Below are 20,706 nucleotides of genomic sequence, written 5' to 3'. Positions count from 1 at the left end.
TAAAGGGGCCGCCCTGAGGCGGCCCGCTGTTATCCGGCATCCCGTATCCGGTCTCTATCGACGCGGATCAGGCATCGCCCATCGCCAGCAGGGAGGCGTTGCCGCCCACCGCCGTGGTGTTGATGGTGCGGGTCTTCTCGGTAACGAAGCGGCTCAGGTAGTGGGGGCCACCCGCCTTGGGGCCGGTGCCGGAGAGCCCCTGGCCGCCGAACGGCTGCACCCCGACCATGGCGCCGATCTGGTTGCGGTTGATGTAGACGTTACCCACGTTGATGCGGCTCGCCAGCTCCTCGGCGTGGGATTCGTTGCGGCTGTGGATTCCGAGCGTCAGGCCGTAGCCGGTGCCGTTGATGTCGCTGATCACCTTGTCCAGATCCCGGGTGGCGTAGCGCACCACGTGCAGGATGGGACCGAACTGTTCCTTGGCCAGCTCGCGGATGGAGCCGATCTCCAGTGCGGTCGGCTGGACGAAGTGTCCCTCCATGGTCGCGGCGGGCATCGGCGCCTGCGCAATCAGGCGAGCTCGCGGGATCATGTAGGCGAGATGAGCATCAAGACCGGCCTTGGCATCGGCATCGATCACCGGGCCGACATCGGTGTTGTGCTCGGCCGGGTTGCCCACTTTCAGCTCCTGCATGGCACCGGTGAGGATCTCCAGCACCCGCTCGGCGATCTCCTCCTGCAGGTAGAGCACCCGCAGGGCCGAGCAGCGCTGACCGGCGCTCTGGAAGGCGGCGCTCACCACGTCGCGCACCACCTGCTCCGGCAGGGCGGTGGAGTCGACGATCATGGCGTTCTGGCCGCCGGTCTCGGCGATAAGCGGCAGGATGGCGCCATCGCGCTGGGCCAGGGTCATGTTGATGAGCTTGGCGGTCTCGGTAGAGCCGGTGAAGCAGACGCCGCCGATGCGCGGATCCGCCGTCAGCTTGGCACCCACGGTGGCGCCGTCACCGGGCAGCAGTTGCAGCACGTCGCCCGGAATACCGGCCTGATGGGCCAGAGTCACCGCCAGATGGGCGATAAGGCCGGTCTGCTCCGCCGGTTTGGCGATGACGGTATTGCCGGTGGCCAGCGCAGCGGCGATTTGGCCGAGGAAGATCGCCAGCGGGAAGTTCCACGGGCTGATGCAGACAAAGACACCGCGCCCCTGCAGGAACAGCTCGTTCTGCTCGCCGGTATAACCGGGCAACAGGGTCGCCTGCCCCATCAGGCCGCGGGCCTGCACCGCGTAGTAGCGGCAGAAATCGACCGCTTCACGCACCTCGTCGATGCCATCTTGCAGCAGCTTGCCCGCCTCACGGGTACAGAGGGAGACAAACTGCTCGCGGTTCGCTTCCAACAGATCCGCCAGCTTCTCCAGCGCGGCAGCACGCTCGCTCACCGGGGTTTCACGCCAGCGCGGGAAGGCAGCGTGGGCAGATGCCAAGGCCTGCTCCACCGCCTGCTCGTCGGCCCAGTGGATCTTGCCGACGGTGAGGCTCACATCCTGCGGGCTCAGCACAGTGCGTGCCTCGCTACGCTTGAGGGTCTCGCCATCGACGATAGGCCCTGCCAGCCACTGCTTGCTCTCCAGCTCTTTCAAGCGGGCGAAGAAGGGGCGCTGGATGGAGAGGATGTTCATGTTGACGCCGCTGGAGTTCTTGCGGTCGGTGAAGAGGTTCACCGGCTGCGGAATGCGGTCGTTGGCAAAACCGGAGTAGCGCTTGAGGGTGCGCAGCGGATGCTCGGCCAGCGAGTCCACCGGGGTATTGGGATCCACCAGCTTGTGAACGAAGGAGGTGTTGGCCCCGTTCTCCAGCAGGCGGCGCACCAGATAGGGCAGCAGATCCTTGTGGGCGCCGACCGGCGCATAGATGCGGCAGTGCAGGCCGGGATTGTCGTTCAGCACCGCGTTGTGCAGCTCCTCCCCCATGCCGTGCAGGCGCTGGAATTCGAACTGGCGATCACCGGCCATCTCCAGAATGCTGACCACGGTATTGGCGTTGTGGGTGGCGAACTGGGGAGCGATAAAGCCGCGGGTCGGCTCGCTCAGCAGGTAGCGGGCGCAGGCGAGGTAGGATATATCGGTGCCCGCCTTGCGGGTAAAGAGCGGGTAACCGGGCAGGCCCGCCTGCTGGGCATATTTCAGTTCGCTGTCCCAGTAAGCGCCTTTTACCAAGCGAACCGGAATGAGGTCACCCTGCTCGCGGGCCAGCGCGGTGAGCCAGCAGAGTACCGGCAGGGCGCGCTTGGAGTAGGCCTGCACTACCATGCCGAGCTTGCCCCAGCCACGGTTGGCGTCGGAGCGGTAGAGCTGCTCAAACAGATCCAGCGACAGCTCGAGGCGGTCCATCTCCTCGGCATCAATGCTGATGGCCACATCCTTGTCGCGGGCCAGACGCACCAGCCCCACCAGCCGCTCGCACATCTCGCCGAGCACCCGCTCGCGGTTGGCCACGTCATAGCGTGGATGGAGTGCCGAGAGCTTGATGGAGATGGAGGGGGCCGGGCCGCCGTCGCTGATCCGCTCGTTGCCCACCGCCTCGATGGCGTTGCGGTAATCGGTCAGATACTTGTCGGCATCCTGCATGGTCAGCGCAGATTCACCCAGCATGTCGTAGGTATGGGTGTAGCCCAGCTCGCGGGATTTGCGGCTCGCCTTGAGCGCCTCCTTCATGTCGCGCCCCAGCACGAACTGCTTGCCCATGATCTTCATGGCGGCATACATGGCGGATCGCACCACCGGCTCCCCCAGCTTGTTGACCATCCGCCCCAGCAGGTTGGCCGGGTTGCCGTCGAGCTTTTTGTCGAGCTTGATAATCTTGCCGGTCAGCATCAGCCCCCAGGTGGAGGCGTTGACCAGAGTAGAGTCGCTCTTGCGGAAATGAGATGACCAGTTGGCGCCGGAGAGCTTGTCCTTGATCAGGGCGTCAGCGGTCTCGGCATCGGGAATGCGCAGCAGCGCCTCGGCCAGACACATCAGGATGATCCCCTCTTGGGTATCCAGGCTGTACTCCTGCAGGAAGGCATCGATACCGTCGCCAGAGCCGCTCTCCTTGCGCACCTTGGTCACCAGAGTACGGGCACGCTGGGTCACCTGCTCCAGCGAGGCGCCATCTCCCGGCAGCATGGCCGACAGTTCGGCCAGATAGGCATTTTCATCCACCACGTAGTTTTGGGTGATGGCTTCGCGCAGGGCGGCCAGATCGGAGGGGATATAGTCAGCGGCAAGCACTTGAGTAGCTTTGAACATATGGGGTCTTCCTGTACGCCCTAAGGCTGATATCGACAAAGGCGGTCGCACCGCCGAAACGCCGACAATGTATACAATATCCTCCCCTATATGAAATGAATTTGTTGCCAATCCTTAACAAAGATCGCTAATTCAACTCATTTATTCCCTTTTTAAGCCGGCCTGCCAGTAAACATGAGGGTCATCTGACTTCATTTTGTATACGATCTGCCACCGCCCGTCCTGTCGCAAAGCAGCCACGCATCCCACCCAATACCGGATGTCCCAATGCGCCCAAAAAAAGAAGGGCCGCCACGGCGACCCTTCTCATCAATTCAGTCAGCCAGAAGCTGTCAGTTCATCCAGCGATCGCCACGGCTGCGACGGCGGGGCAGCATGGGCAACAGGATGCCGAGCAGGATCCCCGCCCCCACCATGGCGCCACCACGGATAAACCAGTCCATCTGCATGTCGTGCTCCTGGTTGTCGTAGCTCTGGGTCAGGGCATCGTTCTGCTCTTTGAGATTGTTCATCTCTTCACCCTGGCTGGCCAGCTGAGCCTTGAGGGCGGCGATCTCCTTGCTCTGGGCCGCGATCTGGCCATCCTTCTCGGTGAAGCGTTTTTCGTTGTCACCGTTGAGATTTTGCAGGCGCGCCTTGAGCTCATCCCGCTCCTTTTCTACCTGAGGGAGCCGCTCGCGCAAGCTGGGCTCACTCTGCAGTTCATTGCTTTTTATCCACCCTTCGCGACCACGCCCGTCCACCACCTGGGTGAATCCGGCATCGCCGTTCACCGCCTTCACCTCCAGCGGTTCACCAGCCTTGACGCTACCGAGAATCCGGTACTGGGTACCCGGACCATTGTGGATATAGGTAAAGATGTTGTCTGAAACATAACGTGTGTCGGCCAGTGCCTGTTGGGCACACAAGCAGATCAAAATCCCGAGAAGGGCGCGCATGGTCGATCGGTTCTCTTTTTCTGGTTTGGACAAGAGGTTGAATGTTAAGCCGCCAGCAGGTTAAAGGACAAGCAAAGAAAAATCTGCGCCCCCGGATAAATAGCACAGAGTGGCGAGCTACCTCGCCACTTGCCCACCCGCACCCTCACTTGCTTTTTAACTCCCGCACCTCGCTGCGCAGGGCGCGGATCTCCCGCAGCAACTCCTCTTGCTGGTTGTTGTAGTGATGACGCCACTTGTCGGTTTCGCTCTCCTTGGCCGGTTGCAAAAAGATGCTGGCCATAAAACCACTGATGGCACCAAACAGACCGACCCCGAACAGGATCAGCAGGCTGGCAACAAAACGCCCTTCCTCTGTTTTGGGCACCAGATCCCCGTAACCGACTGTGGAGAGGGTCACCAGCGTCCACCAGAATGCGTCATAAGGTGTCTCAATCTGGCTGCCGGGCTGACCAGACTCAATCCAGTACATGACACCGGATCCCAACCCCAGCAGCAGGAAAAAGAGGAACAGGATGCCGGAGAGGGTTGTCTCGTTTCGCTCGCGACGGAACATGGCCCAGAGATCCGGGTTCTCCTTGAACAGTTGATAGACCCGCCAAAGCTGCAGCAAACGGGCCCAACGCAGCTGCTCCACCATCGGCAAACTGCCTGGTAGATAGATCCAGTTGGTCTTGAAGAAGGATTTTCGATCAGGGGCCCGAAGCCAACCATAAGCGAAATGGGCAAGGAAGAAGTAACAGATCAGGCTGTCCAGGTCATAGAAGAGCTGCAGGGTTTGGGGAGTGAGGGTTGCCTGCCCCCACCAGCGGGCCGTCACCAGCACAACCGAGATAATCGACAGAAATGCCATCAGCAGATCCATCGCCCGCAGATGAGTTAAGTGATGTCGCATACATTTTCCAACTTTAAGCACAGTGCAAATTAATAAAAGAGAAGATAATGCCGATAGTCCTGAGGGCAAAGGAAAAAGCGATTTTCAAAGGAGATTTCACGATGCAGTTAAACCTGCTAGAGAAGCGGATGAGCAACATTCGGCTGGTGCCAAAAGTAGTGTTGCTGATGGTGTTCAGTACCATTTTGCTACTGACCAAACTCTGGTTTGATGCCAACAATCTGGAGTCAACTCTGCTCAGCGAAGGGCTTGATCCCGCCAAGGCAGATGCGATCTCCAATCGCTTGCTCTGGACCGGCCTGATGGAGACCACCATCATGGGGCTGCTGTTCGTAATCCTGCTGCTCACCGGCTCTCGCCTGATGGTCAAGCAGGTGCACTATCTGGTGGGCCTGCTGGAGCGCTTCGCCAAGCGGGACCTCAGCCACAAGGTACTGCTCAAGTCTCGTGACGAGTTCGGTGATATCGCCAAGGCGGTCTCCCACTCGCAGGAAAACCTCAAAGCAGTGTTTGGCAACCAGCGCGCCGCCTGCAAGGAGCTCAACGACATCGCCTCTCAGGTTACTCTCTGCATGGAAGAGGCCAACGAAGCGATCAACGAAGAGTTCACCCAGATTGAGCAACTGGCAAGCGCCATGAGCCAGATGGTCGGCGCCATTCGCGAAGTGGCCACCCATGCGGATCAAGCCTCTCACGCCACCGCCGAAACCAGCCAGCTGGCCGAGGAGGGGAGCCGCTGCGTTACCGAGACCGTCAACACCATCGACACCCTCTCCGGCAATATCCAGCGCTCCGCTACCGTGGTCAATCAGGTGGAGCAAGGGGTCGAGCGCATTGGCTCGGTAGTCGACACCATTCGCGGCATCTCGGAGCAGACCAACCTGCTGGCACTGAACGCCGCCATCGAAGCGGCCCGCGCCGGTGAAGCGGGTCGTGGCTTTGCCGTAGTGGCCTCCGAGGTGCGCGAGCTGGCTAACCGCGCCCAGGCCGCCACCGTCGAGATCCAGAAGATGATCGAACAACTGCAGGGCAATGCAGCTCAGGCCGCCGAACTGATGGCCCATAGCGTGCGCCAGGCCGACAAAGGAGTGGAACAGGTGACCCAGGCCGGTACCCAGCTCGCCACCATAGTGCAGCGGGTACAGGGTGTCGCCGACATGAACCGCCACATCGCCGCCGCCTCCGAGCAGCAGAGCTCGGTCGCCGAAGAGATGCGCGGCAATCTGGAGCAGGTCAGGCAGATCGCTGAAGGCTCCGTCGTGGTACTGCGCGAACTGCAAGAAGCCTCCGAGCTGGTCGAACAACACAGCAAGGAGCTCGACAGCCAGATCCAGTCCTTCAAGCTGGCCTGACAGCTCGTCCAGGTCGGGCATGACCACCATGGTGCCCCACCGCAGCTCCCGGCCATAAAAAAATCCGAAACCAGTGGTTTCGGATTTTTTCTATTCAGCATGTGGCAGAGCAGGGTTATCCCCTCGCCTGCCACATCGGCAGCAGTTACTCGGCAGCCATGCGGGCTTCGATGTAAGCCAGCGCACGGTCGATACGAGCAAGTACACGCTCTTTGCCCACCAGCGCCATCACGGCGTCGATGGCCGGGGACTGACCCAGACCGGTAACAGCCACGCGCAGCGGCATACCAACCTTGCCCATGCCCTGACCCAGCTCGGCAGCGGTCGCTTCAATCAGCTCGTGCAGCGCTTCGGTGGTCCAGCTATCCAGTGCAGCCAGCTTGGTCTTGGCCAGAGCCAGCGGCTCGGCAGCGACGCCACGCAGGTGCTTCTTGGCAGCCGCTTCGTCGATCGCCTCAAAATCTTCGAACAGATAGCGGCTCTGGGCGGCCATCTCGACCAGGGTGTTGCAGCGCTCGGCCAGCAGGGTGACCACGTCGGCCAGCGCCGGGCCATTGCTGGTGTCGATCTTCTGGTTTTCCATGTGCCATGCCAGATGCTTGGCAACATAAGTCGGATCCAGGCTGCGCATGTAGTGGTTGTTCAGCCACAGCAGTTTGTCGGTGTTGAAGGCAGAGGCAGACTTGGAGATGGCATCCAGGCTGAACAGCTTGATCATCTCTTCCAGGCTGAAGATCTCCTGATCGCCGTGGGACCAGCCCAGACGCACCAGATAGTTCAGCAGCGCTTCCGGCAGGTAGCCGTCATCGCGGTACTGCATCACGGAGACTGCACCATGGCGCTTGGAGAGCTTGGCACCGTCGTCACCCAGGATCATGGATACGTGGGCAAATTCCGGTACCGGCGCGTTCAGCGCCTTATAGATGTTGATCTGGCGCGGGGTGTTGTTGATGTGGTCTTCGCCACGTACCACGTGGGTGATCTCCATATCCCAGTCATCGACCACTACGCAGAAGTTGTAGGTCGGCGCGCCGTCGGTACGGCGGATGATCAGATCGTCCAGCTCGGTGTTGGCGAACTCGATGCGGCCACGGACGTGGTCATCGAACACCACGGAACCTTCGGTCGGGTTGCGGAAGCGAATCACGTGCGGCGCATCGGCCGAGTGATCGTGGGCATGATCGCGGCACTTGCCGTCATAACGGGGCTTCTCGCCGTTGGCCATCTGGCCTTCGCGCAGCGCTTCCAGACGCTCTTTGGAGCAGTAGCACTTGTAGGCGCGGCCATCGGCCAGCATCTCGTCGATCAGCGCGTTGTAGCGATCGAAGCGCTTGGTTTGGTAGTAGGGGCCCTCATCCCAGTTCAGCTCCAGCCATTCCATGCCCTCAATGATGGCGTCGATCGCCTCCTGAGTGGAACGTTCCAGGTCGGTATCCTCAATACGCAGCACGAACTCACCGCCCTGGTTCTTTGCAAACAACCAGGAATAGAGTGCGGTACGGGCACCGCCGACATGCAAAAAGCCGGTCGGGCTGGGAGCAAAACGGGTTTTGACTTTCATCTTTAAGCCTTGTGTAGAGGGCCTTGGGCCAATTCGTTAAAAAAACCGTCGCATTTTAGCACCGACAATCACGGATGGGAAAACCATGACGCCATTGCGGGCTAAAGTAGGGGGTTAAATCTGTCGCCATTTGCATCTGTAGCCCGATATTTGAAGAGGATCGCAAAACAGAAGCCCCGTTTCCGATTTGCTATGCACAATGCTGGAGAGCTGCCTCCTCCGGTCGATACCCAAATAACGCTCACCACACTTCTCACGAACAAGGAAGAGACGATGCAGTTCCGTTCTATCCAGAATCGCATTCTAGTGATGGCCGGGATCGCCATGACCGCAGCCCTGGTCATCCTGATCCTGCTCAACCAATACTCCGGCCAACAGACCCAACAACTGACCATCAGCTCCAGCCGTGAAGCGCTGCAGCAGGAGGCTTGGCAGAAGGTCAGCGCCAATGCCCGCGCCGAGGCGGCCACCATCACCCAGCTGCTGCAAAAAGGGCTCTCCTACACCCAGCAGATGGCCAGCGCCCTCGCCCTGCAACAACAGGGCAAACTACCGCTGGATCGCCAGCAGGCCACCGACCTGCTCAAGGCACAATTGGCGTTGGAGCCCCAGCTCTATGGCGCCTTTGCCGGCTTCGAGCCCAACGGTTTCGACGGTCAGGATGCCAGCTTTGCCGGTCAGACCGCGCTCGGTAGCGACAGCAAGGGGCGCTTTGTCCCCTATTTCTATCGCGACAAGGATCAAATCGGCACCGATCTGCTGCTCTCCATCGAAAAAACCGACCCGGACGAATTCGGCAATCCCGCCAACGACTACTACGCCTGCCCGAAACGGGAAGGACGGTCTTGTCTGATCGATCCCTTCAAGGTGGATATCAACGGTCAGCAGGTGCTGGTGAGCACTATCACCACCCCCATCATGGTGGATGGTCAGTTCAAGGGGATCGCCGCGCTGGATCTGGCGGTGGACTCCATCAGCCGTCAGGCACAGTCCCTCAACAGCAACATCTATGACGGCAAGGGGGAAACCCTGATCGTCAGCGCCGCCGGTGTCATCACAGGCACCAGCGGTGATGCCAGCCTGCTCGGCAGCAGCGCAAGTAAGGTGCTGGGCAACCAGTGGCAGCAGTACCTGAAACCGGAAGTGCAACGTCAGGAGCTGGACGAGTCATTCCGTATTTCCGTCCCCATCATGGTGCCGGGAATGAGCCGCAACTGGGCCATCATCGTCACCCTGCCCTACAAGGTGGTACTGGCGGGGGCCGATCAGCTGGAGAGCCAGCTCAATGAGATGAACCGGGCCGCGGTGACCCAGCAGCTGGTCGGTGCCTTTATCGTACTGGTACTGGCGCTGGCCACCATGCTGGTGATTGCACGCAGCATCACAGGCCCCATCCGTCAGATGGTCAGCCTGGTGGATGACATCGCCGATGGTGAAGGGGATCTCACCAAACGCCTCACGACCCGCTCGGTGGATGAGCTGGGGGATCTCGCCAAGGGGATCAACCGCTTTATCGACAAGCTGCAAGGGTTGCTCGGGGATGTGCTCAAGACTGCCAGCGAGGTGAACCGCTACGCCGGTGACACCGATCGCATTGCCGGTCAGACCGACAACAATCTGCAGCATCATCAGGCCGAGATGGAGCAGATGCTGACCGCGGTACAGGAGATGTCCTACGTCAGTCAGGAGGTCGCCACCCACGCCAACAATACCGCCGACTCGGCCAAACAGGCGCAAAGCGCTGCCGATCAGGGCAAGGAGCGCTTCCAGCAGGTGATCCAGTCGATGCACAAGGTCGCAGCAGAAGCCGGCAAAGGGGCCGAAGTGGTGGAAGGGCTGGCCCACGACAGCGCCCAGATCACCAGCATCCTCACCGTCATTCAGGGGATTGCCGATCAGACCAACCTGCTGGCCCTCAACGCCGCCATCGAGGCTGCACGGGCTGGCGAACAAGGCCGCGGCTTTGCGGTGGTGGCCGACGAGGTGCGCAAACTGGCAGGCAATACCCAGCAGGCGGTGCAGAATACCCAGGAGTTGATCGAGAAGATCCGCCTCAGCTCCACCAATGCAGTCAACGCCATCACCCAGAGCCAGCAGTTGACCCATCAGGCAGTGAGCGAAGCGGATCTGGCGGAAGAGGCGCTCGGCAGCATCTACCAGGCCATCTCCACCATCAACGACATGACCTATCAGATCGCCTCCGCCGCCGAAGAGCAGAGCTCGGTCTCAGAAACCGTCTCCGGCAACCTGTCAAAAACCAACGCACTGGCCAACGACATTGCTCAGGATGCGACCGAAACGGCCAAAGCCAGTCAGGCATTGCGTCAGGCGGCCGACAAATTGCAGCAATTACTGGGTCAATTTCGTCTCAGCTGATAATTTTCCGCCTCAGGACTCTCCCCCTCGGGGGCGAGTCCGTTTACCATAGGCGGCGAATTTGCCTGATGGCAGGCAATGTAGTGAGAGGTAAATGCCGTGCCCACCCCGGACCGTCGCCCACGAGGCCATAACAGACGAGCCCAGCAGCGTCGCCAAGACGAATCACAAGGATCCCTGCTCCATCGCATCAATGCCGCGACCCTGTCCCTGCGCCAACGTTTTGGCCAAGGGATGAGCAACCTCGGTCAACGCCGCCAGGATGCCAAAGCAGGCAAATTCAAGCTGTCCAGCCCGCTGCCCCGCAAAAACACCATAGGTCTGCTGATCCTGATCCCGCTCTGGTTGCTGGTGCTGGCCTGGGAGCCGGCACCATCCGCCCCCAAAGCCGCCCCTTCCGGCTCGCTGGAAGTGCCGCTGGCCGTGCCTGCTCAAGCTCTAACTGTCGGTAATGGCGCGGCAGGCAGTGCCCCCGCGGCAGCCAAGCCGGTCGAAGAGAAGGTCAACGGTACCTGGCTGCAACACGATGTGCAGGCGGGTGAGACCCTCTACTCCATCTGGCGTAAATTCGAGTTACCCGGTGCCGAGTTGAGCCGCCTGATCGCCATCGAGGGGCCGGATCGCCCCCTGACCCGCCTGCAATCGGGCCGCTCTATCTTCATCTTGGTGGACGACACCCGCCGCATCCAGCGGGTGGAGATCCGCTCCTACGGTCAGGCGGTTTACCGCTACGACCGGCAGGGCGAAGGGTTCGCCCTCAAGGAATAACAACACGGGAGGCGCTGGCCTCCCGTTTTTTTTCAGTCAAATATCTTCAAATAAGCTACTGACTTCACAATATTTTTAGCTTGTTCAAAAAACGAAAGGGGTCAAATTGACAAGGATCGGCGCTAACGTACAATCGTTTGTGCTTTAGACAGGGATTGTTCTACGTGCTACTGGGACAAAGAGACGTGGTCAGTCATGAGCCAACCCCTGCTTGCAAGGCAAATGCAGCCCAGCACGGGCTTAGTTTCATTTTGTTATTGATAGGATTTAGCACATGTCTGACATTCGCACCGGCCAAGTAAAATGGTTCAACGAAACCAAGGGTTTTGGCTTTATTGAACAATCCCAGGGTCCGGACGTATTCGTTCACTTCTCCTCCATCCAGAGCACCGGTTTCAAAACCCTGGCTGAAGGTCAAAAAGTCCAGTTCACTGTGACCCAGGGCAAAAAAGGCCCTCAGGCTGAGAACGTTACTCTGGTCTAAGCCCGCGCCAGTGAATCATGCAGGAGGAGCCAAGGCCCCTCCTCTTTTTTGCCCGCAATTCTTCCTGCCAACCACCTTTCCCTCGTAAAACCCGCACAATGAACCCGTACCACCTTCCTGTTCGCAGAAGGCGGCGGAGACTCGCTGAGTAAACGCCAGATACGACAAAGCATCGCAACGCGATGTGAAGGGCAATTCAGAGGGATTATGAAAGCTTCGAAGAGAGATTGGAGCGGGAAACGAGACTCGAACTCGCGACCCCGACCTTGGCAAGGTCGTGCTCTACCAACTGAGCTATTCCCGCAACAGAATGTCATTTACAAGTGATTGGAGCGGGAAACGAGACTCGAACTCGCGACCCCGACCTTGGCAAGGTCGTGCTCTACCAACTGAGCTATTCCCGCAACGGAATGTCACTTACAAATGTTTGGAGCGGGAAACGAGACTCGAACTCGCGACCCCGACCTTGGCAAGGTCGTGCTCTACCAACTGAGCTATTCCCGCAACAGAATGTCATCTGCAAGTGATTGGAGCGGGAAACGAGACTCGAACTCGCGACCCCGACCTTGGCAAGGTCGTGCTCTACCAACTGAGCTATTCCCGCATCGGAATATCACTTACAAATTTTTTGGAGCGGGAAACGAGACTCGAACTCGCGACCCCGACCTTGGCAAGGTCGTGCTCTACCAACTGAGCTATTCCCGCAACAATTTGGTTGTCTTGAGGCTGGCTGATGATTGGAGCGGGAAACGAGACTCGAACTCGCGACCCCGACCTTGGCAAGGTCGTGCTCTACCAACTGAGCTATTCCCGCATCGGGCTGGTTTGCACCAGTGTCATCATCAGATTTTTGGAGCGGGAAACGAGACTCGAACTCGCGACCCCGACCTTGGCAAGGTCGTGCTCTACCAACTGAGCTATTCCCGCAACTACCTTAAAACAGGCCGTACAGCATTTGGTTGCTTGCGCTACTGTACGGGAGCCGAATTATAAGAGCAGTCATTCCAATTGCAAGGGCTTTTTTGTCTGGTTGCGCGCGTTCGCTCAAAAGCTGGCCGAACTGTCGATTTTAGCAGCCAGCGCATGACAAACCCTTGCCGGGGAATCAGATCTTGAAGACGTGGCTGCGATAGAACTGCAGCTCGGCGATGGATTCGCGGATGTCGTCCAGCGCCTGGTGGGTGCCGCTCTTCTTGAACTGATCCAGCAACTCCGGCTGCCAGCGGCGTACCAGCTCCTTGATGGTGCTGACGTCGACGTTGCGGTAGTGGAAGAAGGCTTCCAGATCAGCCATGTGCTTGACCATGAAGCGGCGATCCTGACCGATGCTGTTGCCGCACAGCGGGCTGGTGCGCTCCGGCACCCACTGGCGAATGAACGCGAGGGTCTCGGCAACGGCTTTCGCCTCGTCATGCTGGCTCGCCTTGACCCGGGCCACCAGACCACTGTTGGTATGGGTGTTGACGTTCCACTCGTCCATCTTGGCCAGCTCTTCGTCGCTCTGGTGAATGGCGATGACCGGCCCTTCGGCCAGCACGTTCAGGTCCTTGTCGGTGACGATGGTGGCAATCTCCAGTACCACGTTCTCTTCGGGGTCGAGACCCGTCATCTCCATGTCGATCCATACCAGGTTCTGCGCGCTGACTGTCATGATTACTCTCTCTGTTGGGAGGAATGGCGGAATTTTGCCAATTTGCATGTATCATACTGGCTTTGGATCTGTTCATAAACTGGCGAATCGAGTGGCAAAGAAAGCAAAACTCAATCTGGGTCAACAAAGACGCGTCCAGGCCAACCGCGAGCGTCGGCTGCAAAAAGAGCACACCACAGAGGTGGATGACACCCTGTTTGGCCCGGCCATCGAAGGGGTGGTGATCAGCCGTTTCGGTCAACACGCGGACGTGGAAGCGAGCGATGGCACCATCCACCGCAGCAACCTGCGGCGCAGCAGCATCAGCAGTCTGGTCTGTGGCGACAAGGTGGTGTGGCGTCCCGGCCTCAATGCCGCGACAGCGGGCGTCATCGAGGCGGTGCATCCGCGCCACTCGGTACTGACCCGGCCGGACTTCTACGACGGGGTCAAACCCATCGCCGCCAACATCGACCAGATCATCATCGTCTCGGCGGTGATGCCCGAGTTCTCCACCAACATCGTCGACCGCTATCTGGTGGCCGCCGAGGATGTGGAGATCCGCCCCCTCATCGTGCTGAACAAGGTCGACATGCTCGATGATGCCGCCAGAGCGCGCATCGAGAGCCAGCTCGAAACCTATCGCAAACTCAATTACGAAGTGCTGCTGGTGAGCTGCGAGAGCGGCGAAGGGCTCGATGAGCTGAAAGCCGCACTGACCGACAAGATCAGCATCTTCGTCGGCCAGTCCGGGGTCGGCAAGTCGTCCCTCACCAATGCCCTGATGCCGGGGCTGGATGTGCTCACCGGCGAGATCTCCGAGAACTCGGGGCTCGGCCAGCACACCACCACCACGGCGCGGCTCTACCACTTCCCGAGCGGTGGCGATCTCATCGACTCCCCCGGGATCCGCGAGTTCGCCCTCTGGCATCTGGAGGCCGACCGCATCACCTGGTGCTTCGTCGAATTCCGCGACTATCTGGGTGGCTGCAAGTTCCGCGACTGTACCCACAAGGACGATCCCGGCTGTGCCCTGCGCGCCGCGGTCGACGCGGGCGCCATCAGCGCTGATCGCTTCCACAACTATCACCGCATCCTGGAAACCATGCAGGAAGCCCGTCACGGTCGCCAACAGGCGCGCCTGTGACCCTAATAAACCTACGTTGATGATGAACATGAGCATTACTGACAACCTGAAAATTGCCGGTCAATACTGTCTGCCCAAGCACGCCCTCTCCCGTCTGATCGGCAAATTTGCCGCTGCCGAAGCGGGCAACATCACCACCAAAGTGATCGAGGCTTTTATCAAGCAGTACAAGGTCGACATGAGCGAGGCGCTGCACGAGAGCCCGGCCCACTACAAGAGCTTCAACGAGTTCTTCACCCGCGAGCTCAAGCCCGGAATCCGCCCCGTGGTAGAAGATGCCATGACTCTGGCGCTGCCGGTGGATGGTACCGTCAGCCAGCTCGGCCCCATCCAGCAGGGTCGCATCATTCAGGCCAAGGGCCACGACTACAGCGCCCGCGAGCTGCTGGGCGGTTATGAGGATCTGGTGGCACCGTTCAAGGATGGCGACTTCGCCACCATCTACCTGGCGCCCAAGGATTATCACCGCATCCACATGCCGCTGGACGGCGTACTGGAGAGCATGGTGTTCGTGCCGGGGGATCTCTTCTCCGTCAACCCGCTCACCGCCGAGAACGTGCCCAACCTGTTTGCCCGCAACGAGCGGGTGGTGGCCACCTTCCGCACCCCACACGGCCCCATGGCGCTGGTGCTGGTCGGTGCCACTATCGTGGCCAGCATCGAAACCATCTGGGCCGGCAGCATTGCGCCAACCAAAGAGAAGAAGGTGGTGCGCTGGGATTACACAGGCGACGAGGCCATCACCCTGCAAAAAGGCGCCGAGATGGGGCTGTTCAAGCTGGGCAGCACCGTGGTCTGCCTGTTTGGCCCGGGCATGCTGGCCGGTTTCGAGCCCCATCTGGCCAACGGGGTCACCACCCGCATGGGTCAGCCCTTTGCCAAGCTGGCGGAGCAGGCATGAGCGAGCAACCGAACGCCTCGCAGAAGAACAACCCGCTGCACGGGCTGACGCTGGAGGCCATCGTCACCGCGCTGGTCGAGCACTATGGCTGGGAAGAGCTGGGGCAGCAGATCAATATCCGCTGCTTCACCGATAATCCCAGCATCAAGTCCAGCCTGAAGTTCTTGCGCAAGACCCCCTGGGCTCGGGAGAAGGTCGAAAGCCTCTACCTCTACGTCCAGCGCAAGCAAGCCAAATCGAAGAAGGAAGGGCAAGATGGCCTTTAAGATTACGTACACCTATAAAAAACAGGCCAAAGAGCTCGGCTATGCCAACGACAAGTTCCGCAGCATCTACGACGCCATCGCCGCAGCCGAAGGGCTGGATCTCTCCAGTTTCCACGCCATGGAGGCCCAGCTGGCTCAGGTATGTCGCCGTGACAAGAAAAGCGTGAAGGATTACCAGGAGAACTACTTCAAAGAGTTGGGATTCTCCAACATCGTCATCGAACGGGACAATCTCGAAGAGGATCAGGAGTAACCATGCGAACCTTGATTCTGATGGCCGCCTCTCTGCTGCTGGCGGCATGCAGTACACCGGAACAACATCTGGTGGGCAGCGATCGCGACAGCCACGGCTGTATCGGCAGTGCGGGCTATCAGTGGTCGGCGCTGACTGGCAAATGTGTGCGCCTGTTTGAAGAGGGTATCCGGCTCAATCCGACCGATGCCGGCCAGACCAGCAGCGCGTTCGTGCTGTTCAACACCGATCAGAGCAAGGCCGAGCTCACCCTGCCCACTGGCGAGCAGCACCAGCTTGCCCGTCAGGGCATGGAAGGCAACTGGTCGTGGCAGGGTAGCGGCTACACCCTCTTCCCCTGGAAGGGCTATGTGCTCAAATCCGGTGACAAGGTGCTCTATCAGGGGGAGTAACCCGAACGCCTGATATCTTCCCGATATCCGCCAAATAAAATGCCGACCCAAGTGGTCGGCATTTTTGTATGTGAAACAGACTGTTATCAGGCGCGGCTAAGGTAATCGGCCTGCCCCACCCACTTGTAGCTGGTGAGCTCGGTCAGCCCCATGGGGCCACGAGCGTGCAGCATCTGGGTCGAGACCGCCACCTCGGCCCCCAGCCCAAACTGGCCACCATCGGTGAAACGGGTCGAGGCGTTGACGTAGACAGCCGCCGAACCGGCCCCGTTGACGAAACGCTCGGCGTTGGCCAGATCGTTGGTCAGGATGGCATCGGAGTGGCCGGCGTTGTGCTCGCGCATATGGGCCAGCGCCTCGTTCACATCCGCCACCAGCTTGACCCCCAGGGTCAGCCCCAGCCACTCGGTATCGAAATCCTCCGGCCCCGCCTCGCACAGGTTGTCGGCACCCGCCAGCAGCGTCATGGTGTTGGCCGCGGCCACCAGCGTCACCTTGCGCTCGTTCATCAGCGTCACCAGTTGCGGCAGGAAGGTGGCTGCCACCTTCTCGTGTACCAGCAGGGTATCGAGGGCGTTGCAGGCGGAGGGGCGCTGCACCTTGGCGTTGTCGATAACCGCCAGAGAGCGCACCAGATCGGCGCTCTCGTCGACGAAGATGTGGCTGATGCCAAACCCGCCGATGATGACCGGGATGGAGCTGTTCTCCTTGCACATCTTGTGCAGGCCGGCGCCACCGCGGGGGATGATCATGTCTACATAGCGGTCGAGGCGCAGCAGCTCGCCGACCAGCGCCCGATCCGGGTTGTCGATGTACTGCACCGCCGCCTCGGGCAGACCGGAGGCCGCCAAGGCATGCTGGATCACCCGCACCAGTTCCAGATTGGAGTGGAAGGTCTCGCGCCCGCCGCGCAGTATGCTGGCGTTACCGGTCTTGAGGCAGAGGCTGGCGATGTCGATGGTGACGTTGGGGCGCGCCTCGTAGATGACGCCGATAACCCCGATGGGCACCCGACGACGGGAGAGACGCAGGCCATTTTCCAGCACCCGGCTATCCATTTCGGCGCCGACCGGATCGTCCAGCGTGATCACCTTGCGCACATCTGCCACGATACCGGCTAGCCGGGCCGGATTGAGCAGCAGGCGATCCAGCATCGCCTCTGACAAGCCCGCTTCACGGCCGGCGGCGATATCTTTCGCGTTGGCGGCGAGGACCTGCTCACTGCGCGCTTCCAGCTCGTCGGCGATGGCGGCCAGTGCCCGATTCTTCTGCGCCGTGCTGATGGTAGCCAGCTGATAGGCGGCTTCTCGGGCCGCCTGCCCCATTTTCTCCAGACTCATCTCATTTCCCTTTGTTCATGCTGTGCCGCCCTGATTAGAGCAGCACCATATCGTCTCGATGGATGGCTACTGAACCATATCCATAGCCCAGTACCTGCTCAATCTGATCCGAGTGGACGCCGCGCAGTTTATCCAGCTCCAGATGGTCGTAACGGCAGATACCGCGCGCCAACTCGGCGCCTTTGGGATCAAGAATACGCACCACATCGCCCCGAATAAAGTCGCCCTTGACCGCAACGATCCCCTTGGGCAGCAGGCTGGAGCCTTTATCCTTCATGGCGGCGACAGCCCCCTGATCAACATGGACTTCGCCGTGAGGAGGTGGGCCTGCCAGGATCCAGCTCTTGCGTCCTTCCAGCGGGGACGCCAGCGCGGGAAACAGGGTGCCAATCCGCTCACCCTTGGCAAGACGGCCAATCACCTCCGGCATCTGGCCGGTCGCGATCACCACGTTGACACCAGCTCGACGGGCCACATCGGCGGCCTGCAGCTTGGTAGCCATGCCGCCGGTGCCAAGGCCGCTGACACTGTCACCCGCCAGCGATCGCAAGGTATCGTCGATGGTCTGCACCTCTTCAATAAGCTGGGCATCGGGATTGGTGCGCGGATCGGCGGTAAAGAGCCCCTTCTGGTCTGTCAGCAGGATCAGCAGATCCGCATCCGCTAGAATGGCGGCCCGTGCGGAGAGGTTGTCGTTGTCGCCGACCTTGATCTCGGCGGTCGCCACCGCATCGTTTTCGTTGATGACCGGAATAATGCGGTGATCGAGCAAGGTGCGCATGGTGTCGCGGGCGTTGAGGTAGCGCTCCCGATCTTCCAGATCGGCGCGGGTCAGCAGCATCTGGCCGATATGCAGACCGTAGAGGTTGAACAGATCCTGCCATACCCGAATAAGCTGGGTCTGACCAACCGCCGCCAGCATCTGCTTGTTGGGAAGGGTTGGCGCCAGTGGCGGGTGACCCAGATGTTCACGCCCGGCGGCGATAGCTCCTGATGTGACAACCACGACCCGATGGCCGTGACGGTGCAAGGCCGCACACTGTCTGACCAGCTCGACCATATGGGCACGATTGAGCTGGGAAGACCCCCCTGTGAGCACGCTGGTGCCCAACTTGACGACTATGGTTCTGTTTTCCATGGGAGCATAAAGGCTAAAAAATAAGGAATATCTTTATACCCACGGCCATGGGGCCCTGCAAGGCAATTCCATAAAGGGTGATGAAAGGATGGGGCAAGAGTCTCCCTGCGAGCTCGTCACAACCTCTCGCAGGGCATCAGAGGCTCAGGCAGCCGTTACACTCAACTCGTTGGTCACCTGTTCGGCAGGCACTAGCTGACACTCGAGCGAGGCCAGTTTGTCACTGATCAATTTGTAGAAACGGTTGAGGGTCCGTTCCACCTCGACCTGGTGCTTCTTGGGGATCGGCTTGTCGAGCCACTCGCCATCGGCATTGTACAATCCGAACTGGTAATGGTAGCGGAACAGATGATCCTCCTGCTCCAGCACCAGCCACCAACCCCAGAACTCCCGCTTGTCTGGCGCCGGTTTGGCACTGACACAAACGGAAAGACTGTCGAAACGGTAACGCCCCTCTTCACAGAGATCCTCACGCAAATAGGGGCCAATGGCAGCAAACTGTCTCAGCAGTCGCTTGTAGGTCACTCTTTCAGACATGTTAACCTCCCTGTTAAACAAGCCGCGCCACCTCGGGATGGCGTCAGTCCTTCAGCGCATCAGATACATAGATGCTGTTTCAGCCACTCGACGATTTCGTCCAGCGCCTTGTCATACACCTCAAGCAAGGGCTGCTTGTCGAAGACGATGGCCTTGCCGTTACGACTGGCCGCCGCCAATGCCCGTACATCCTGCTCGGGACAGATGAAATCTCGTTTGTGTCCAATACTCAATATCGGCACAGAGGTGCGAGTCCCCAGTAATCCCTGCGTTTTCAGTGAAAATACCTGACACTTGGTACGCATGGTATCCCAATGAGCCGCATCAGCGCCCAACCGGTTGGCCAGGCTGTCCCGCATCATGCGCGGGCACTTGGCAAACAACTCCTGATTGGTAAACACCTGATTGACCCCGGCCCCGACACAGACCACGGTGCGCAGCTTAAAGGGTTCGATAAAGGCCAGTCTGGCTGCGATATTGCCCGCCAGACGCATTCCCACCATGGCGATACGCTGATGATCGACCCAGGCCACTTCGGAGAGATAGTGCAGCACAGCCTGATGAAGGCGGCTGGTATCCTGTACCAATGGCCAATGCTCGGCATAGCCGATGCCCGGCATGTCGAGGGAGAGCATACCGATGCCGTTGGGCTCGAGTCGCTTGAGATAGAAGTTGAGGAAATCGAGCTGCAGAGAGTCGATCCCCCCGCTGATGATCACCAGAGGCACCGGTTTGTCGGTGGTCGGCAGGTGGAGATAACCCTGAATATGCTTGCCGCGAAAGGGCACCTGGATCTCTTTGAGCGGCACCTTGAACAACCGGCCCGCCTCGCGATAGGCCATATTGCCAAGCAGCTGGGCCTGATCCGCCAGTTCATCATCCTTGAGATGGGGGTAGCTGGCGATGGAATAGTAGCGCACCGCCTTGAGCAGCTGTTTCAAGGCGCCAGCTGCATCCCCCTGCTCACGCAGTTCGCGCCCAAGCTTGAAGTAGTTACCAGCCACCTGGCTCCACTCATAGATCCAGTTGCCAGGCACATAGCCCTTGATGGTATCGAGATAGCAGTCATGGGTGCGTTCACCGGTCGCTATGGCGATGCGGGCCAGAGTCTGCTCAACCTCGACCGGGTCGGCCCCCTGCCAGGCCCAGGAGGGGCGGCGCAGCAGGCGATACCAGCTCTTTGACATGGAGCCGTCGATAAACATCTCGTCTGACTCTGCTTCGGCAATGTCCGCCGGGCTGGAGTTGGAGATCTCGGAAGTTTCCAGCACCTTCTTGACCCGGGTAAACAGCTTTTCGGTCAGATTGAGGTCGTCGTTCAAGTCCAAGATTGTGTCCTATTCATATCAGGCAATAGCTCATCTTAACCACTTTTACTGCCCATCAGCCACCCTGCAACAGATTGATACACAAAAAAACAGGGCTCCAAATTGGAGCCCTGTGAAACCATTATTGCCGGTTGCGACCAATGGACGCAGCGAGCGTCACATCCCGAT

18 protein-coding genes and 7 tRNA genes are annotated in these 20,706 nt (G+C 59.6%); 9 read left to right on the top strand and 16 right to left on the bottom strand.

Annotation, left to right across the window (positions count from 1 at the left end; genetic code table 11):
- Window positions 1–67 precede the first annotated feature (67 nt).
- The 3 genes from putA to I6L35_RS10350 form a co-directional block, all read right to left on the bottom strand.
- On the bottom strand, window positions 68–3,232 hold the full coding sequence (gene putA, locus I6L35_RS10360) for a bifunctional proline dehydrogenase/L-glutamate gamma-semialdehyde dehydrogenase PutA (protein WP_216980195.1): 3,165 nt from the start codon (window positions 3,230–3,232) through the stop codon (window positions 68–70).
- Between the two features lie 332 nt (window positions 3,233–3,564).
- Entirely contained in the window at window positions 3,565–4,170 is a 606-nt protein-coding gene (locus I6L35_RS10355; protein WP_005340977.1) for a TIGR04211 family SH3 domain-containing protein, read from the bottom strand.
- 145 nt (window positions 4,171–4,315) lie between these two features.
- Window positions 4,316–5,134 (bottom strand): potassium channel family protein, encoded by an 819-nt coding sequence (locus tag I6L35_RS10350; RefSeq protein ID WP_041233893.1) that lies wholly within the window; start codon window positions 5,132–5,134, stop codon window positions 4,316–4,318.
- Window positions 5,135–5,166: 32 nt separating this feature from the next.
- Between I6L35_RS10350 and I6L35_RS10345 the strand changes: the two genes are divergently transcribed.
- Window positions 5,167–6,417, top strand: a complete 1,251-nt coding sequence (locus I6L35_RS10345) for a methyl-accepting chemotaxis protein (RefSeq protein WP_005340980.1) — start codon at window positions 5,167–5,169, stop codon at window positions 6,415–6,417.
- A 145-nt stretch (window positions 6,418–6,562) separates the two neighbouring features.
- Here the strand turns inward: I6L35_RS10345 and gltX are convergent, their stop codons facing one another.
- Window positions 6,563–7,978 carry a glutamate--tRNA ligase gene (gene gltX / locus I6L35_RS10340; RefSeq protein ID WP_216980194.1) on the bottom strand — a complete coding sequence of 472 codons (1,416 nt, stop codon included), beginning with the start codon at window positions 7,976–7,978 and terminating at the stop codon, window positions 6,563–6,565.
- Window positions 7,979–8,251: 273 nt separating this feature from the next.
- Here gltX and I6L35_RS10335 point away from each other — a divergent pair, with 273 nt between their 5' ends.
- The 3 genes from I6L35_RS10335 to I6L35_RS10325 all read left to right on the top strand — a co-directional run bounded on the left by I6L35_RS10335 (window position 8,252) and on the right by I6L35_RS10325 (window position 11,606).
- Window positions 8,252–10,354 (top strand): methyl-accepting chemotaxis protein, encoded by a 2,103-nt coding sequence (locus tag I6L35_RS10335; RefSeq protein WP_216980193.1) that lies wholly within the window; start codon window positions 8,252–8,254, stop codon window positions 10,352–10,354.
- A gap of 99 nt (window positions 10,355–10,453) precedes the next feature.
- Complete coding sequence (locus tag I6L35_RS10330) at window positions 10,454–11,122, top strand: LysM-like peptidoglycan-binding domain-containing protein (protein WP_103250429.1); 669 nt, start codon at window positions 10,454–10,456, stop codon at window positions 11,120–11,122.
- 274 nt (window positions 11,123–11,396) lie between these two features.
- The gene (locus I6L35_RS10325; RefSeq protein ID WP_005338972.1) at window positions 11,397–11,606 is read left to right on the top strand and encodes a cold-shock protein; all 210 of its coding nucleotides are present in this window, start codon (window positions 11,397–11,399) and stop codon (window positions 11,604–11,606) included.
- A 228-nt stretch (window positions 11,607–11,834) separates the two neighbouring features.
- Here the strand turns inward: I6L35_RS10325 and I6L35_RS10320 are convergent.
- From I6L35_RS10320 to orn, 8 genes are all read right to left on the bottom strand, one after another.
- Window positions 11,835–11,910, bottom strand: a tRNA-Gly gene (locus tag I6L35_RS10320).
- A 24-nt stretch (window positions 11,911–11,934) separates the two neighbouring features.
- A tRNA-Gly gene (locus tag I6L35_RS10315) sits at window positions 11,935–12,010 on the bottom strand.
- A gap of 24 nt (window positions 12,011–12,034) precedes the next feature.
- A tRNA-Gly gene (locus I6L35_RS10310) sits at window positions 12,035–12,110 on the bottom strand.
- Window positions 12,111–12,134: 24 nt separating this feature from the next.
- Window positions 12,135–12,210: transfer RNA gene (locus tag I6L35_RS10305), tRNA-Gly, on the bottom strand.
- A gap of 25 nt (window positions 12,211–12,235) precedes the next feature.
- Window positions 12,236–12,311, bottom strand: a tRNA-Gly gene (locus I6L35_RS10300).
- A 33-nt stretch (window positions 12,312–12,344) separates the two neighbouring features.
- Window positions 12,345–12,420: transfer RNA gene (locus tag I6L35_RS10295), tRNA-Gly, on the bottom strand.
- A gap of 37 nt (window positions 12,421–12,457) precedes the next feature.
- A tRNA-Gly gene (locus I6L35_RS10290) sits at window positions 12,458–12,533 on the bottom strand.
- Between the two features lie 178 nt (window positions 12,534–12,711).
- Entirely contained in the window at window positions 12,712–13,257 is a 546-nt protein-coding gene (gene orn, locus I6L35_RS10285) for an oligoribonuclease (RefSeq protein WP_216980192.1), read from the bottom strand.
- A 91-nt stretch (window positions 13,258–13,348) separates the two neighbouring features.
- On the opposite strand from orn, the gene rsgA reads away from it, so the two are divergent.
- The 5 genes from rsgA to I6L35_RS10260 are packed head-to-tail and all read left to right on the top strand — an operon-like array spanning window position 13,349 to window position 16,195.
- Window positions 13,349–14,383, top strand: coding sequence for a small ribosomal subunit biogenesis GTPase RsgA (gene rsgA, locus I6L35_RS10280; RefSeq protein WP_204356927.1), 1,035 nt, complete (start codon window positions 13,349–13,351; stop codon window positions 14,381–14,383).
- A gap of 28 nt (window positions 14,384–14,411) precedes the next feature.
- Window positions 14,412–15,284: an archaetidylserine decarboxylase gene (gene asd, locus I6L35_RS10275; protein ID WP_216980191.1), complete on the top strand. Its 873-nt coding sequence runs from the start codon at window positions 14,412–14,414 to the stop codon at window positions 15,282–15,284.
- The gene (locus tag I6L35_RS10270) at window positions 15,281–15,550 is read left to right on the top strand and encodes a VF530 family DNA-binding protein (protein WP_005349372.1); all 270 of its coding nucleotides are present in this window, start codon (window positions 15,281–15,283) and stop codon (window positions 15,548–15,550) included. The genes asd and I6L35_RS10270 overlap by 4 nt, the downstream gene beginning before the upstream one ends.
- Window positions 15,540–15,803, top strand: coding sequence for a DUF2960 domain-containing protein (locus I6L35_RS10265; RefSeq protein ID WP_216980190.1), 264 nt, complete (start codon window positions 15,540–15,542; stop codon window positions 15,801–15,803). The genes I6L35_RS10270 and I6L35_RS10265 overlap by 11 nt, the downstream gene beginning before the upstream one ends.
- A 2-nt stretch (window positions 15,804–15,805) precedes the next feature.
- Window positions 15,806–16,195 carry a hypothetical protein gene (locus I6L35_RS10260; RefSeq protein WP_216980189.1) on the top strand — a complete coding sequence of 130 codons (390 nt, stop codon included), beginning with the start codon at window positions 15,806–15,808 and terminating at the stop codon, window positions 16,193–16,195.
- A gap of 86 nt (window positions 16,196–16,281) precedes the next feature.
- On the opposite strand, the gene I6L35_RS10255 is transcribed toward I6L35_RS10260, so the two are convergent.
- The 4 genes from I6L35_RS10255 to frsA all read right to left on the bottom strand — a co-directional run bounded on the left by I6L35_RS10255 (window position 16,282) and on the right by frsA (window position 20,538).
- Complete coding sequence (locus I6L35_RS10255; RefSeq protein ID WP_216980188.1) at window positions 16,282–17,535, bottom strand: glutamate-5-semialdehyde dehydrogenase; 1,254 nt, start codon at window positions 17,533–17,535, stop codon at window positions 16,282–16,284.
- 34 nt (window positions 17,536–17,569) lie between these two features.
- Window positions 17,570–18,673, bottom strand: a complete 1,104-nt coding sequence (gene proB, locus I6L35_RS10250) for a glutamate 5-kinase (protein WP_005338991.1) — start codon at window positions 18,671–18,673, stop codon at window positions 17,570–17,572.
- Window positions 18,674–18,817: 144 nt separating this feature from the next.
- Complete coding sequence (crl, locus tag I6L35_RS10245; RefSeq protein WP_216952944.1) at window positions 18,818–19,210, bottom strand: sigma factor-binding protein Crl; 393 nt, start codon at window positions 19,208–19,210, stop codon at window positions 18,818–18,820.
- 59 nt (window positions 19,211–19,269) lie between these two features.
- A complete protein-coding gene (gene frsA, locus I6L35_RS10240) occupies window positions 19,270–20,538 on the bottom strand; it encodes an esterase FrsA (protein ID WP_216980187.1) in 1,269 nt (422 codons plus the stop codon).
- Window positions 20,539–20,706: the final 168 nt, after the last annotated feature.

This window comes from Aeromonas sp. FDAARGOS 1405 (assembly GCF_019048265.1).
GTDB lineage: Bacteria > Pseudomonadota > Gammaproteobacteria > Enterobacterales > Aeromonadaceae > Aeromonas > Aeromonas veronii_A.
Note: the sequence above shows the minus strand (reverse complement) of the source record. Positions and strands in the feature narration are given on the sequence as shown.